Annotated in this window: 14 protein-coding genes; 8 read left to right on the top strand and 6 right to left on the bottom strand. The window is 52.5% G+C overall.

Annotated features, from left to right (window positions below):
- Positions 1-68 precede the first annotated feature (68 nt).
- The 3 genes from ACFSUB_RS14030 to ACFSUB_RS14020 form a co-directional block, all read right to left on the bottom strand.
- Positions 69-893: a phosphoenolpyruvate hydrolase family protein gene (locus ACFSUB_RS14030; protein ID WP_380713888.1), complete on the bottom strand. Its 825-nt coding sequence runs from the start codon at positions 891-893 to the stop codon at positions 69-71.
- Positions 877-2118 carry a Tm-1-like ATP-binding domain-containing protein gene (locus tag ACFSUB_RS14025; protein ID WP_380713887.1) on the bottom strand — a complete coding sequence of 414 codons (1242 nt, stop codon included), beginning with the start codon at positions 2116-2118 and terminating at the stop codon, positions 877-879. Before ACFSUB_RS14025 ends, ACFSUB_RS14030 begins: the two co-directional genes overlap by 17 nt.
- Positions 2119-2239: 121 nt before the next feature.
- The gene (locus ACFSUB_RS14020) at positions 2240-3427 is read right to left on the bottom strand and encodes a phosphoenolpyruvate hydrolase family protein (protein ID WP_380713886.1); all 1188 of its coding nucleotides are present in this window, start codon (positions 3425-3427) and stop codon (positions 2240-2242) included.
- A 195-nt stretch (positions 3428-3622) separates the two neighbouring features.
- Between ACFSUB_RS14020 and ACFSUB_RS14015 the strand changes: the two genes are divergently transcribed.
- The gene (locus tag ACFSUB_RS14015; protein ID WP_380713885.1) at positions 3623-4246 is read left to right on the top strand and encodes a CGNR zinc finger domain-containing protein; all 624 of its coding nucleotides are present in this window, start codon (positions 3623-3625) and stop codon (positions 4244-4246) included.
- A gap of 51 nt (positions 4247-4297) precedes the next feature.
- Positions 4298-5170, top strand: a complete 873-nt coding sequence (locus ACFSUB_RS14010; protein WP_380713884.1) for a DMT family transporter — start codon at positions 4298-4300, stop codon at positions 5168-5170.
- A 15-nt stretch (positions 5171-5185) separates the two neighbouring features.
- On the opposite strand, the gene ACFSUB_RS14005 is transcribed toward ACFSUB_RS14010, so the two are convergent.
- The gene (locus ACFSUB_RS14005; RefSeq protein WP_380713883.1) at positions 5186-6637 is read right to left on the bottom strand and encodes a xylulokinase; all 1452 of its coding nucleotides are present in this window, start codon (positions 6635-6637) and stop codon (positions 5186-5188) included.
- 120 nt (positions 6638-6757) lie between these two features.
- On the bottom strand, positions 6758-7081 hold the full coding sequence (locus ACFSUB_RS14000) for a thioredoxin family protein (protein WP_380713882.1): 324 nt from the start codon (positions 7079-7081) through the stop codon (positions 6758-6760).
- A 159-nt stretch (positions 7082-7240) separates the two neighbouring features.
- Here ACFSUB_RS14000 and ACFSUB_RS13995 point away from each other — a divergent pair, with 159 nt between their 5' ends.
- Positions 7241-7900, top strand: coding sequence for an HAD family hydrolase (locus ACFSUB_RS13995; RefSeq protein ID WP_380713881.1), 660 nt, complete (start codon positions 7241-7243; stop codon positions 7898-7900).
- Positions 7901-8363: 463 nt separating this feature from the next.
- Here ACFSUB_RS13995 and ACFSUB_RS13990 read toward each other — a convergent pair whose 3' ends face one another.
- The gene (locus ACFSUB_RS13990) at positions 8364-10046 is read right to left on the bottom strand and encodes a PAS domain S-box protein (RefSeq protein WP_380713880.1); all 1683 of its coding nucleotides are present in this window, start codon (positions 10044-10046) and stop codon (positions 8364-8366) included.
- 300 nt (positions 10047-10346) lie between these two features.
- Between ACFSUB_RS13990 and ACFSUB_RS13985 the strand changes: the two genes are divergently transcribed.
- The 5 genes from ACFSUB_RS13985 to ACFSUB_RS13965 all read left to right on the top strand — a co-directional run bounded on the left by ACFSUB_RS13985 (position 10347) and on the right by ACFSUB_RS13965 (position 15025).
- The gene (locus ACFSUB_RS13985; RefSeq protein ID WP_380713879.1) at positions 10347-11321 is read left to right on the top strand and encodes an ABC transporter substrate-binding protein; all 975 of its coding nucleotides are present in this window, start codon (positions 10347-10349) and stop codon (positions 11319-11321) included.
- Between the two features lie 23 nt (positions 11322-11344).
- Positions 11345-12349 carry a FecCD family ABC transporter permease gene (locus ACFSUB_RS13980; protein ID WP_380713878.1) on the top strand — a complete coding sequence of 335 codons (1005 nt, stop codon included), beginning with the start codon at positions 11345-11347 and terminating at the stop codon, positions 12347-12349.
- On the top strand, positions 12346-13377 hold the full coding sequence (locus ACFSUB_RS13975) for a FecCD family ABC transporter permease (protein ID WP_380713877.1): 1032 nt from the start codon (positions 12346-12348) through the stop codon (positions 13375-13377). Before ACFSUB_RS13980 ends, ACFSUB_RS13975 begins: the two co-directional genes overlap by 4 nt.
- A gap of 171 nt (positions 13378-13548) precedes the next feature.
- Positions 13549-14370: an ABC transporter ATP-binding protein gene (locus tag ACFSUB_RS13970; protein ID WP_090928039.1), complete on the top strand. Its 822-nt coding sequence runs from the start codon at positions 13549-13551 to the stop codon at positions 14368-14370.
- Positions 14339-15025 (top strand): hypothetical protein, encoded by a 687-nt coding sequence (locus ACFSUB_RS13965; protein ID WP_380713876.1) that lies wholly within the window; start codon positions 14339-14341, stop codon positions 15023-15025. The genes ACFSUB_RS13970 and ACFSUB_RS13965 overlap by 32 nt, the downstream gene beginning before the upstream one ends.
- The last annotated feature ends 143 nt before the right edge of the window (positions 15026-15168 follow it).

Here is a 15168-nt window from a genome sequence, read left to right as displayed (position 1 = left end):
TTCAAATTTTAATAACAGGGCGGCGGTTTCTGGATGGACATACCGGCCGCCCTAAGGAAACAGCGGTGTCAGGTGCTGATGCCCTTAAATGCCTGTGCCTGGTCTTTAATGCCTGTTTCGGCGGCAAACCGCTCAATACTCGATGCGCCGAAGAATCCGGCGATCCCGTCCACCTGGGAAATGACATAGGAAGCGTCTTCGGGTTCTGCGATCGGGCCGCCGTGGCAGATGACAAGAATGTCGGGGTTAACCGCTCGGCCCGCTTCTATAATGCCTTTGATTCGTTCTACGCAGTCATCGAGGGACAACGCGGTTTGGGCGCCGATGGTTCCTTTTGTCGTGAGCCCCATGTGCGCGACAAGAATGTCGGCGCCGGCTTCTGCCATCTGGCGGGCCTGTGTTTCGTCAAACACGTAAGGTGTCGTCAGAAGGTCCAGTTCATGCGCTTGTCTTATCATATCGACTTCGAGGTTATATCCCATCCCGGTTTCTTCCAGATTGGCGCGGAAGTTTCCGTCAATCAGTCCGACGGTGGGGAAGTTCTGCACGCCGTTGAAGCCCTGATCTTTCAACTGTTTCAAAAAAGAAGGCATTACTTTAAACGGATCCGTTCCATTTACCCCGGCAAGTACCGGAGTATCCTTCACAACAGGGAGGACTTCATTTCCCATCTCCATCACAATCTGGTTGGCGTCGCCGTAAGCGAGAACGCCGGCAAGCGATCCCCTTCCGGCCATTCTGTACCGGCCGGAGTTATACACGATCAGCATATCGGCCCCGCCGTTTTCACTGCTTTTGGCGGTCATGCCGGTACCGGCGCCTACACCGAGAAGAATACGGCCCTGGTTCAATTCCTCGTGAAAACGTCTCATAATCTCATTTCGTGTCAGCATGTTCTTTCTCTCCTTTAGCCTTTTCCATATGGTTGTGTAATGTTTCGGCCGCGGCTGTTGCGAACGATTCACTGTTAATGTCTGTGTCCATTTCGATCCATTCGACGTGGTTGGTATCGACGTGCTCTCGTAAGGTGGAAAACAGCACCGCGTCTTCTTCGCTTCCGTGAAACGGCTGTCCAGGAACATCAATGCTAGATATACCGAGAGTCGGAAGCATGAAGGTCGTCGCCTGCTGCGCCTGGTTCAGTTTCCCGGCAATGATTTTTCCGATATCTTTATTTTCCTGTACATTCGTCCGCATTAACGTCGTGGTCGGGTTGTGTTTATAAAAGGTGCGTCCCGCGAATTGTTCCGGCACGGTGTCGTACGGTCCGAAGTTCACCATATCCAGTGCCCCGGCTGACACCACCTGTGGTATTCCGCGGGCAGCGGCGGCGTCCAGCCGATTCGGACCGGCCGCGAGAATACCTCCGACATGTTCATCCGCCCATTCCGTCGTCGTTACATCGAACACGCCGTCGATGAATCCGTTTGCAATTAAATGCTCCATCGTCCGGCCTCCGATGCCGGTCGCGTGAAAGATTAATACTTCATATCCATAATCTTCGAGAACGGATTTCGCATGATTGATGCAAGGGGTGGTGACACCGAACATTGTCGCGGCGATCAGCGGTTTATTTTTTTCGGACGAAGCGGTTTCCGATGACACCATACCCGTGACTGCTGCGGCTGCGTTGGAGAATACTTTTTTGGAAATGACATTCAGTCCCGCGACATCCACAATCGACGGAATCATCATAATGTTGCTGATTCCAACGTACGGCTCGGTGTTACCTGAGGCGACCGTGGATACCATTACCTTTGGCACGCCGATTGGCAGCTCCTGCATCCCGCTTGTTACAATCGACGTTCCACCGGATCCGCCGAGCGAAATAATACCGTCAAACCGGCCCTCTTCGTAAAGTTGAGGCAGAAAGGTCTGCATGCCTTTGGACAAATATTCTGTCGCATAGTCCCGGTCCTGCTTTGCTGTGACCTCGTGGATATCTTCACCGGCGGCCGCCACAATGTCGGCGTTTGAAATGTCAGGGATGAACATCGGCTCAAACGCCCCCGTATGAATCATCAGCGTGTCGAACCCGGCCGACTCGATCTGTTCTTTCACATAGAGAAATTCCTGTCCCTTTGAATCAAATGTCCCCGCTACCGCAATTGTTTTCAAATCGTTCTCTCCTTTCTGCAACCCGGGGTTGGAAAAATAAAAGCATTACCATGGATGCTTAACTACATGATAACGCTTTCTTTTTGGTATTATAATGTTGTTTTGTATGGTTCTTTTGTCGTTACGTAAGGTGTTGAAACTGAGCAGGGGACATCCCGGTGTATTTTTTGAAGATTTTGCTGAAATGAAAATAGTCTTGATACCCTGTCATTTCGGCGACGGCGTGAAGCGGGAGGTTATCGGTCTGGATGATTTCTTTCGCCCGGCTGATGCGGAATTCAATCAAATACTGCTTGAACGGCAGTCCCATTTCCTGCTTGAACAGGCTGCTTAAATGAGGGCGGGTGACGTTCAGCATCTGCGCGAGTTCCTGCATCGTAATGTCGTACATGTAATACGACCGGATATACGTTTTGACAAAACTGACGTATTCCGCCCGGCTGCCCATGCCGTTCATGATTTTCTGAATGAGCTCTTCGTACTGAAAATCGCTCGTCTGTTTGAAAGATTCCGTAATCATCGTGAAAGTCTGTTCGGTCGGAATCCGCTCGAATACCGATCCGCCAATGTATCCCGTAATGTTTGTTCCGTCATACATAAACTGGACGTCGATCGGTTTATTCACAGGTCCGCCGTAAATCATTTGGATTACGTTTGGATTTACGCGTGTGCAGGACTCGAAGATGCGGAGGGCTTTCTGCTTGGCGGACTGGAGCGAGAGGATCTTTTTCGAGCCTAACGCGCCGCCCTCTGTCAGTCCCAGATGCACACATATCACGTCAGCTCCGGCGCGCGCCATGTCCACCGCCTGGGTTTCATTGAAAACAAACGCCACCGTGAACAGCTCTTTTTCACTTGCGATCCGTATCGCTTCAATTTCTTTATCAAACGTAATACCGCGTTCTTCCAGGGCTTCGCCGAATACACCGTCGATATGCCCGACACTCGGGAAATTATTCACACCGGAAAAGCCGGTTTGTTTAATCCGCTCGATATAATCCTCAAGGTCAATGGTTGGGTCGGTGGCACACAGGCCGAAACAGATAGGAATGTCCCGGGCGATGGGGAGAAGCTCCGTGGATGCGAAATGCATCACGACGTCATTGCTGTTGGCATACGCCAGAAATCCGGCGAGGGAGCTGACCCCCATCTGGCGGAAACGTCCGGAACTTAACGCCAGCAGAAAATCGGCGCCGCCTTTTTCAACATTTTTGGCGGTCAGACCGGAACCGGCGGCGACACCGATAAGCTGTTTATTCGTTCGTATCTGCTGGTGAAGCTTAGTTAATGTAGCTTCTTTCTTACTCATCAGACCCATTCCCCCGGCTTTCATTTTAGTAAATCATAACATAATAGAAGGCGCTTTCATTCCCCTGTCTTCTTTTCATGGTAACCTAAGACAGCTTCGGTCCAAGTGGAAGGTCCTCATCCTATATTTCATATTGACAGTAATTATTTTTACCCTTATTTTCGATTTAGACCGTTAGAAAGAAAGGAGAAGACGATGACCGATTCCACGTATTATATGGAACATTTAAGACGGCGGGGAGGGGATCTCAGCCTCGATTTTGTGAATACGTCGAACCGTAAAGGAGCAGCGAATCAGCAGGAATGGCTGCAGCGTTACGATGATTTTCTGGACTGGGCCGCGTATGTGGGACTTACGGAGAGATGGCCTGATCACAAAAAGGTTCCCCGGGACGACGGGGAACACGACCAGGCACTGCAGCGGGTGCTTACGGTGAGAGAGGCGATGTATGATGTGTGCACGAGAGCCATAGCAGGCAAAAAAGATACAGAAAGCTTGGATCTTCTGAATGAAGAATTGAAAAAAGCGAACGAACACCTTATTCTGACGCAGACCGACCCCGGGGTGTTTAAGCAGACGTATGATACGGACCAACCGGACCCGGACGCCCTGCTGTGGCCGATTCTGCATCATTTTCAAGCGGTGTTGACCGAAGGCAAGGGAGCCCGGATCAAGCAGTGTCAGAATCAGTATTGTGACTGGCTCTTTCTCGACGTCACGAAAAACAAAAGCAGACGCTGGTGCTCCCCCGACATCTGTGGAAATCGTGCTAAAGCAAGACGCTACTACGCCCGGCTTAAGACGGAGGAAAAGCAGTAGTCTGCGCCGATTGAAAGATAGAAAAAAGAAAGATAATAAAGGAGACATGGTATGGCAGGTATTCTATTAATCGCGTCAGCGGCTGTGTTGTGGGGGATCTCCGGAGGTCTCTCCGATATTTTGATGAACAAGGGCTGGGATCCTCTCGTTATTTCGTTTTACCGGGGATTCATCGGCTTTCTTTGTTTCTTTTTCTGGTATATCGTACGACGCGAAAAAAACCGCCGCGTGAACGCGAAGCTTATCATATGGGCGGCAGCGGCCGGCATCGGGGTAGCCGGCAATTTCACGTTTTACGCCCTTAGTATTGAACAATCGAGCGTGGCTGTCGCCGTCACCCTCATGTATACAGCCCCGGTTTTCGTTTTTATTATTTCCTTTTTATTCGGCCTCGAACGATTTACCTTTTCCACGATGACGGCAGTGATTATTGTGATTGGAGGTATTGTTTTATTAACGAAGGTGTATAACATCGGCGCGGAAAGTATAAGTGTGGCGGGTCTTGTAACAGGTGTGATGGCCGGCCTGTCCTATTCGCTGTTTATTTTTGGATTTAAAAATGCGACCAACTACAGAAGTCCCCAAATTGTTTTACCTATCGCTTTTTTGACGCTGAGTGTGGTGTTGTTTTTCTTTACGGACCGCAGCGCTCTGCTTGCTGTGCCGTTGTCCGGGGATATCTTCTGGTTTATTCTGCTCGGGTTATGCGGCGCCGGCCTTTCCTTCATCTTATACACGTTCGGCATCCGGCGGACGTCGCCGACGAATGCCTCGCTTGTCGCTATGATGGAGCCGATCACCGCCTCCCTGTTTGGATACCTCATTCTCGGACAGCTCCTCAGCCCGGTGCAGGTCGTTGGTATGCTTGTCATTTTACTAACGATTACGCTGCTGAGCATGCGCTCGTTTAAGAAAGAAAGTTGAATGACCTGCAGCTTTTCACTCCTGGTTCCGCACGGCAGGGGAGGTCTCGAGAAATACGGCGTACGCCTCATCATAGAGTGCGCGTACGTCCGGGTCCGGTTCATACACCGCAGCCGCCCGCGGATGCAGGTGGTCGTCGGCGAACGCTTCGTATCCACTCGACCAGCCGAGGGAGCAAAAAGCAGTGGCGGCCGTGCCGAGGGCGGTCAGGTAGCCGCTCTCTTCCGGAACGCGCACCTTCCGCCCGGTAATATCGGCAAGAATCCGGCACCATGCGCTGCTGCGGGTGCCGCCGCCGATCAGGGTGATACTGCCGGGGACACCACCGGTGAGGGACTCGGCGATATAGCGGAGGGAGAACGTGAGCCCCTCCACGACAGCGCGCATCATATCTTCTCTCGTCGTATCCGGCCGGAGGTTGTAATAGGTGCCGGATAGGCCGGAGTCCTGTACCGGAAACCGCTCACCGTGCAGGTATGGCAGAAACAGCGCACCGCCTGCGCCGGGCCGGGCGGCTGCGATGGCTTCATTAAAGGCATCGTACGAGGCATCCGGCATATAGATCTGTTTAGCCCAGTCGTACACGCTTCCGGCGTTCAGGAGCGGAGCGATGGCAATATAGCGGTCCGGTATGAGGTGGGGCAGGGTAAAAACGCCGTCCGGCGCTGCGTCTGGCTTCTGCACGGGCACCGCGGTCCATCCGGTCGTGCCGATATAAAAATAGCTGTCGCGTTCCTGAACAGCCGCCGCTCCCATCGTAGCGGCTCCGGCATCTCCGGCGCCGCAGAGGACAGGGGTTCCGGAGGCGAATCCCGCCGGCATCCCGTCTGTGACGACACCCGCCGTATCCTCGGGTTCGTGCAGCTGGGGCAGAGGGAAACGGTCCGCTCCGAGCGCTTCCAGTACATTCGGGTGCCACGCTTTGCGTCTGATATCCATAAGTCCTGTCGTGGCAGCTGTTACGGTATCGGTGCAGACAGCTCCGGTCAGTTTATAGATAATGTAGTCTTTGGCGCTGAACACGACAGCCGCCGCCGTTTCGTCCTGCAGGGCGAGCTGGCGCAGTTTGGCAGCGGGGGTGGAAGCCGCGGCGGCATTGGAAGTAATGCCTGCAAGCTCCGGCAGTTGCTCCCGGATCCAGGCCGCTTCTTCCCCGGCGCGCATATCGGAGTACAGTATCGCGCGGTCCGCTGTTCCGTCCGCGCCGATCAAGATAACATCTTCCATCTGCCCGGTCAGCGTCACCATCTGAATCGTCTCCGGCGAAAATTCAAGCCGGCGGAACCAATCGTCGGCAATGAGTTTCACCCCGGTCCACCATTCCTCCGGGTTCTGCTCGATGCGCCCGTCCTCCAGTTCCCGGGTGGTCACCGGAATGCTCCGCTCAGTGTCAACCGCGCCGTCTTTTCGCATCAATACCCCTTTTACCTCCGTCGTTCCGATATCAAAAACCGCAATTCTATCCATGACTGTCCGCTCCTTCGTCTAAACTCTTAAGAAAATCGTAATACATCTTGTTATGGAAAGAAAGACGACATCAAAAAAAGCCCGGTATCTCCTTCGGGAGGGATACCGGGGCGTGTACGTTCAGCTGAAGTAGCTGGAGAGGAATTCGGTGGTCTGTTCCGGAGTTTTGGCGTCGGCGCTGTGGAGATGGCCGATTTTCTCTCCGTCCTTGAATACGAGCAGGCTCGGAATGCCCATTACTTCATATTGTTCGGCGAGCTCCTGGAAGTTATCGCGGTTGATTTCGTAAACAGGAAGCTGTTCAAATTCCTCTTCCACCTCGGGGAAGAAAGCATCCATTCTATGGCAGTCGGGGCACCATCCGGCTGTAAATTTAATGATGACGTTGTCCGAAGATGCAATCGTCGACTGAAACTGTTCCAATTCCTGAATGGTCTGTGTCATATATAATCCTCCTTTATCAACATAGGCTGGAATTCATGATAACACAGCACCCCGGCCGATGATATTCAGGCAAACTGTAATAAAAGTCTTTCCTTAGGGAATTCTTTTTGAGAGAAAGTATGATAAAATGGAGGTAAAAGGAAGAGGGGTGGCGCGTACATGAGAGACGTTTTGATTTTTGACATGGATGGGACACTGTTTGACAGCAGGCAGCTGCTGAACCAAGCGATTGATAACACCCTGCAGTACGCGGTGGAACAAAATCTCCACGAACATAAAGGCTGGACGGAAGCAGACCGGGTCGCTGTAATCGGTCTTCCGTTTTACGACGCATTCCAGTGGCTGCTTCCGGAAGCATCGGCGGAGACGCTGGAGATGCTGGAGCCCGTGCTCGACCGTTTCATACTGCATGAGATGGATAACGGGGAAGGCAGCCTGTACGAAGGGGTGCCGGAAACGCTGCGGCAGCTGAAAGACGAAGGGTACCGCCTGTATGTCGCAAGCAACGGCAACGCCGAATACGTCCCGTCGGCCATTGAACGGGAAGGGCTCACGGATTTGTTTGAAGGCATCTATTCCGTGCAGCAGTACCAGGCCGTCAGCAAAATCAATCTCGTGCGCCTCATCCTCGATGACGCGGGCAGAGACGCGGTTATGATCGGCGACCGCGCCTCCGATATCGAAGCCGGAAAGGAAAACGGGCTGCCTGTCATCGGCTGCCGCTTCGGCTTTGGCAGTGAAGAAGAAGTCTCCATTGCCGATGAACTCGTCGATGAGTTTTCCGGTATCCCGGCCATACTGAAAGAAAAACAGCTCTAACAGGGTGCACCCACACCGGACCTCGTTTTAAGGGGTTCGGTTTTTTATGTACCAGCGGAGATGATGCGGGGCAGGCGCGGATTGATAGAGAAAACGGAAAACGAAGGAGAATCGATGTAGAAACGCATGCTTTAATCATTAGTTTTGTTAAAGGACTTCCTGATGGCGGTAATTATGGGTTATCATGTGATTGGAGTTTCGTTCTATATCTATAACTCTAAGGTACAGTTAGTTACTATTTAACTCTGAAGTTGCATAATAACTAATAGGAATATCCAATAGAATGAATATTTTACTTTGGAGCTTGCATATCTCTTTAGGCCATCAAGGAGGTGCAAGCACACCAGCTGTCTGTCAGGACATAGACCTCCCGCGTGCCGTCCGGTATTTGATCTATATGTGCCGGGCCTTATCAAGTGTTGCATACTCTTCTTTATCCCGGTTATGAACAATCATTAAGAAATTAATAAAATCTAAACGAATCTTCACCACTTGTTTTCGCTTTATACAGTGCTTTGTCGGACTCTCTTACCCATTGCTCCACGCTGTTTTCTTTTTTATAGAAAGCAGCGCCTATGCTGGTTGTCAAGGTTAATAGGTTGTTTTCTATAGGCAAAGGTTCTTCCAAGGCATGAAGTATGCGTCTGGCAATCATAGTGACATCCGCCTCCTTTTCGGCATTAGGCAGAAGGATAAGGAACTCATCGCCGCCGACCCGTGAAAATAAATCGGCGTCCCGGAGACACTGCTGCACTCTTTCAGCAAAACGTTTGATGACTTTGTCACCGATATCATGGCCGTGTGTATCATTAATGGCTTTAAAGTTGTCACAATCGAGAGTGAGCAGCGCAGGACGGCTTTTATAACTGCTTATATAACGTTGTGTTACTTTGACGGTCTGTTCGAGTTCCTGGTAAAAAAAGCGGCGGTTGGGGAGTCCGGTTAAGTCATCATACATTGCCATGGACCTCAGTTTTTCTTCCCTGCTCTTGCGGTTGGACACGTCTCTGGCGACAAGGACAATCTGTTCGACGGTGCCGTTGTGCTTTAAGACAGGTGTGCACTGGGCTTCGATCCATATGATGGTGCCGGCCTTATGGTAGCGGCGGTACTCTATGTCAGCCGAGCGCCCGGTTTCGAGGATCTCATTAATCGTGTTCTGGAGTTTGTCCATATCATCAGGATGGGTGAAGGACAATATAGATTTTCCTACAAAAAAATCCGATGGGAGACCGAGCACGTCTTTGTGGGAAGGAGAAGCATACTGCACAAATCCTTCAGCATCCAGAACACGTATTAAATCGTTCGTATGATTGACGATGGCCCTGTACTTTTCTTCACTTTCCCGGAGGCGGTTTTCCACCTGTTTTAATTCCGTAATATCCTTGTACATTGCGACCCCGCCTGTCATCTTCCCATCTTCCATTACCGGTGAATACGAGGCCAGAACATTGACGATACGTCCGCTTTTGGCAATTCTTCTGTCATAATGGTTTTCGATGACATGCCCCTGCTGCAATTGATGCCAGATGCTCGGAAAGCCGGAATCTTCTGCCGGAAGAATGCTGATCGATGAATCCCGCAGCAGTTCCTCTTCTGTCCAGCCGAGAATATTTGTAAACCCTTGATTCACTTTGGTGTAGCGGGCGTCCTTGTCAAACATAAACACGGCATCTGCAGTGTGATTGAACATCAGTTCCACCTGCTGTAATGCCTGTTTAAATTGTTTGTTTTGTTCCACCCAGGAGGTGACATCTCTTGTGACCGCGATCAAGTAGTCACAACGGCCGCACTCATCGATGATAGGTGTTACTTTGGATTCCACATCTAAGGTGCGCGGGGATTCTCCGCTATCCCCGGAGGGAGTTTCTATTCTGGATTGATAAGTAATGGTCTGCTGCTGTTCCATCGCTTCCTGGTATTTTTTCTGAATAATGCAGGCAGAGGAATGTGGCATAATCTCAGAAATCTCTCTACCTTGGAAGTTATCGGGAAAAGAAAACATCTCCACCGCTTTATGGTTGGCTGTACTGTATCGGAACCGGCCGTTTTCATCTCTATGTATCAAAAAAACCATGTCCGAGATATGATGAAATGCAAGCTGTAAATAGTTGTGGTGTGCATTAATGTCTGAATCATAAAACATAAAATATAGAAACTCCCTCGAAAATCATAAAATATCACTTACTCAATTATACCTTAAAAATCCGCCGTGTGCCCTTGTATTTACTGGAAAGTACGATATATGATTTACAGATTGAATACCAACGCCTAGTAGGGAGTCATTTGCAGGACGAGGGTGTTTTGATAGAAATCCCCCGGACATCTCACGTCCCGCACTGCCATCAGCCGATATTTTTCAGAATGTTGTTGACGAGAATGATTTTCAATTATACAATGCGGTTAATAGTGAAAATCATTATCAATTAAACAAGGGGAGATATTCATGAAAAATATTATTCGGGTGATTCCGTTATTATTTCTGCTGCTGGCCGCAGCCTGCGGGACCGAAGAGGATGAAACGTCAGAGGAGGCGTCAAGCAGTGAAGGGGACGGCGGATCCGGCGCTGAAGAAACGAGAACCGTGGAGCACGCGATGGGGGAGACAGAGATTGAAGGCACACCGGAGAAAGTCGTTACGCTGTATCAAGGGGCGAATGACACGGCGGCCGCGCTTGGCATAGAACCGATCGGCATCGTCGAGTCGTGGACGGAGCAGCCGGTTTATAAATACTTACGCGATGACCTGGAAGGCACCGAGATTGTCGGGCAGGAAACGCAGCCGAACCTGGAGAAAATCGCCGAGATGGATCCGGACGTCATTATTTCGACCATCACGCGCCATGAAGACATATATGAAGACCTGTCGGCCATTGCCCCGACCGTGGTGGGAGAAGAAGTGTACGAATGGAAAGAGACGCTCGATTTGATGGGGCGGACGTTGAACATGCAGGACGAAGCCGACCAGCTGCTGGCTGATTACAACGAGCGTATCGACACCTTTAAGGAAAAAATGGGAGACGAGCTTCCGATGGAAGCATCAATCACGAATTTCCGCGCCGACCATGCCCGTATTTTCTACATGGGCTTTGCCGGCCGGGTGCTGGACGATGCCGGATTTGAACGGCCGGAAGGACACGCCAATCCGGACGAATGGGGCATAAAGCTGTCCTCTAAAGAAAGCATTCCGGAAGCCGACGCGGAAGTGATTTTTAACTTCAATTCCGGAACGGAGACCGAGCAGATTGAACAGACGTATGAAGAATGGACCAGCCATCCGCTCTGGCAGGAGCTTGAAGCCGTTCAGAATGACCAGGTGCACATGGTGAAAGAAGAGACATGGAATGCCGGCGGCGGAGTGATCGCAGCGAACCGGATGGTGGATGATCTGTACGATATCTTTGATGTGGAAGAAGAGTAAGGAAGAAAAAAGGATGACGTGTGATGACGGTGTTACAAGACAGAAAGGGTTTTGTGTTACTGCTCCTTTGTACGGGGCTTCTACTGGCGTTTGCGGCCAGTCTGGTGTTTGGACAGACGCCTATTACGATGGAACAGGCGGCGCAGTCTTTTCTGTCTTATAACGATGATTCGACAGAACACATCGTCGTCCGGTCGGACCGGCTCCCGCGTGCGGTCATTGCTTCTGTGACTGGAGCGTCGCTAGCGGTGTCGGGAGCGCTCATGCAGGCGCTTACGAGAAATCCGCTCGCTTCTCCGAGTATTTTCGGGATTAACCAGGGCGCGATATTCACGGTCGTCATCGGTGTTGTGTTCTTTTCCGTCTCGTCGCTTCTGTCCTTAATGGGACTCGCTTTCGCCGGAGCGGCTGTGGCAGCGGTTATTGTCTATTTTCTCGGTTCGATCGGGCGCGACGGCCTCACACCGGTAAAAATCGTACTGGCCGGGGCGGCGATCAGCGCGTTGTTTCAGTCGTACACCCAGGGGATTCTCGTGCTCGATGAAGCGGGACTGCAGGATGTGCTGTTCTGGCTCGCCGGTTCCGTGAGCGGACGGACGCTTGAGATGCTGCTGCCGCTCCTTCCCTTTATCATCACAGCCCTTGCGGCAAGTCTACTGATCGGAAGAGCCGTGAACCTGCTTGTGACAGGGGACGATATTGCTAAAGGCATGGGGCAGCACGTAGCTGCGCTGAAAGCGTTCATGGGTGTGTTGATTGTACTCCTTGCCGGCAGTTCGGTCGCTGTTATCGGCGCGGTCGGTTTCATCGGCCTGGTGATTCCGCACATCGCCCGCTTTTTTGCCGGCAACGATTACCGCTGGCTGCTTCCCTATGCCGCTCTGCTTGGGGCGGTGCTCCTGACGGCGGCGGATGTCGTGGCACGCCTTCTGATCATGCCGCAGGAAGTACCGATTGGAGTGATGACCGCCATCATCGGCGGGCCGTTCTTTGTATTCATCGCAAGAAAAGGGGTGTCCAGCGTATGAAACGGCTTGGAAACGCTCCCCTTGGTACCTTTTCGCTGAAGACGCGGACGAACCGGGTACTTCTGCTGCTGTTTCTTGCGGCCGTGGCCGCCTGTATGCTTGGGCCGTCGCTTGGCAATACGATGCTGTCCCCGCTTGAGGTGATCCGCGCGATGGGCGGAGATGGAGAAGGGGCAAATGAATTTATTGTCATGAATTCGAGGCTGCCACGTACTCTTGTCTCGATTCTTGTCGGAGCGGCCCTCGGAGTATCCGGGGCGCTGCTGCAGGGGGTTGTCCGTAATCCGCTGGCTGCCCCCGATATTATCGGCGTGACTGGGGGAGCGTCGGTGGCGGCGGTTGCGTTTTTAACGTACGCCTCCGGCAGTGTCAGCATCGGCTGGCTTCCGGGTGCAGCGGTCACAGGGGCGCTCGTTGTCGCGTCGCTCACGTATTCGCTTGCGTGGAAAAAAGGCGTGACACCAATCCGGCTCGTCTTGATCGGCATCGGAATCGCGGCGGTCATGAGTGCGCTCACGACCTTTATGATCGTTGTCAGTTCGAAGGTTACCGCCTCCTCGGCGTACCTGTGGCTGACCGGCAGTATTTACGGCGCGTCGTGGGAGGATATTTTTGCGATGCTTCCGGTTGTGCTGGTGCTGACTCCGGCGGCGCTTCTGTTTGCCGGAAGCCTGAATGCGCAGCAGTTCGGAGATGACACGGCTTCGGGTCTCGGTGTAAGAATCCAGGTCCACCGCTTTATTCTGCTCTTTATCAGCGTTGTTCTTGCCGGTGCGGCGGTTGCTGCCGCGGGTGCGATCGGATTTGTCGGGTTAATCGCGCCGCACATAGCCAGGACGCTGATCGGGCGCACATTCGGACCGGTTATTGCCGCCTCGGCGTTTGTCGGTGGTCTGCTCCTTTTTGGGGCGGATCTTGCAGCCCGAACGATCTTTTATCCGGTTGATGTGCCGGCCGGCGTGTTTACCGCCGCGGTGGGCGCTCCGTTTTTCCTGTTTCTCCTGTACCGGAACCGAAACCATTTTTGAGCGGATTGTCTTCTATTTTAGAATAGATGCACTTTTCAAGGAATGTCATTGACGGGCACTCCGCTCATCGATACAATGTATTTAAGAGTGAAAATCATTATCATTATCAATAGGAACAGAACATACATGTGTGTAGAGTGACGGAAATGGATCTGGAAGGAGGCGTACCGGATGGGGACGCTGGAAGCAAAGGAATTGACGTTTTCGTATGAAGATACACCGATTCTGGATAACTTGTCGGTGACCGTGCCGGAGGGCAAAATTACCGTGTTCATCGGAGGCAACGGCTGCGGGAAATCGACGCTGCTGCGCTCGATGGCGCGTATCCTGCGGCCGCAGCAGGGAACGGTGCTGCTTGACGGAGCCGGCATTTCCCAGTTGAAAACAAAGGAAGTCGCGAAAAAAATGTCCATTCTGCCGCAGGGGCCGTCCGCACCGGAAGGACTAACCGTCGAACAGCTTGTGCGGCAGGGAAGGTATCCCCATCAGGGCTGGCTGAAACAGTGGTCGCCGCAGGACGAAGAGATGGTGCAGGAAGCGCTCACGGCAACATCCATGCAGGATCTCGGCGGCCAGCCGGTGGACGCGTTGTCCGGCGGGCAGCGGCAGCGCGCCTGGATCGCGATGACGCTTGCACAGGGGTCCGATACGCTGCTGCTTGATGAGCCGACGACATATCTCGATATGGCGCATCAGGTGGATGTGCTTGATTTGTTGTTCGAATTAAATGAAACCGAAGGGCGTACGATTGTGATGGTCCTTCACGATATGAATATGGCGTGCCGCTATGCCCACCATCTTGTGGCGATGCAGGACCGCGATGTGTATGCCGAGGGCCGTCCGGAAGATATTATGACGGAATCCCTCGTGCAGCACGTCTTTCAGATGAACTGCCACGTCGCAGCTGATCCTTTGTTCGGCACGCCGATGGTGATCCCACACGGAAAGGGGCGCAATGCCAATGGAACCGTTTCTGCTGTCCGAGCGGAATGAAACTCTTCACGCCCATACATTGACCGACGAAGCAGCCTGCCGCCGTTATCTGGAGAAAGTACAGCAGAAGATGCAGGCGCCGTCGCTGTTGACAGCCGCTTCCCAGTTCTCAAAGCGGTACGCCTGGTTCGTCGTCCAGGCCGCTTTTTCCCCGATGACGCTCGAGGGACGAAAGCCGCTTGTGACACTCGGTGAATCGCAGCTTGTGACGGACTGGAGCGCCGAAAAATGGAGCCCGGTCTTTGAACCAGGGGGCACCCTGGAAGCTTCCAGAGAAGAAGATATGCTGCGGGAAGTATTTGCCCGCCACCTTACGCCGATCTGGCGTACACTGCACGCGGTGAGCCGTGTCCCGATGCCGATTCTCTGGGAAAACACCGCGATCCGTGTGTTTTCGCTGTATGAGAAGAAACTGAATGCGGCGGAGGATGCCCCTGCTCCGGAGAAGCTGCAGCGGGATCTGTCTTCCATTGTGCAGGAGGCTCCCGGCGAGGTGTTTGATACATCGTTTAACCCGCTGCGCCCGTTCTACACCTCGAACTTCGAAAACCGGCGCGGCGCGGACGTCCGTGTCCGGCAGACGTGCTGCTTTGTCTATGAAACAGATGGCGGCCGCTCCTGCTGCAAAGTGTGCCCAAAATATCATAAGCTCTGACAGACTCCCGGAATCACATCATTCCGGGCTTTTTTTGTTCACGTGACGCGGTTTGAATGAGAATCGATGCAGAATTACCGGGAGCCGGGCCAAAGGCGGAGCCGTTTCTCCTTTGACCTTTTCTCCTATGTTTAGTTTTGCCT

The organism is Salibacterium lacus (assembly GCF_042684865.1).
GTDB classification, from domain to species: domain Bacteria; phylum Bacillota; class Bacilli; order Bacillales; family Marinococcaceae; genus Salibacterium; species Salibacterium lacus.
This window is presented reverse-complemented; position numbering and strand designations above follow the sequence as displayed.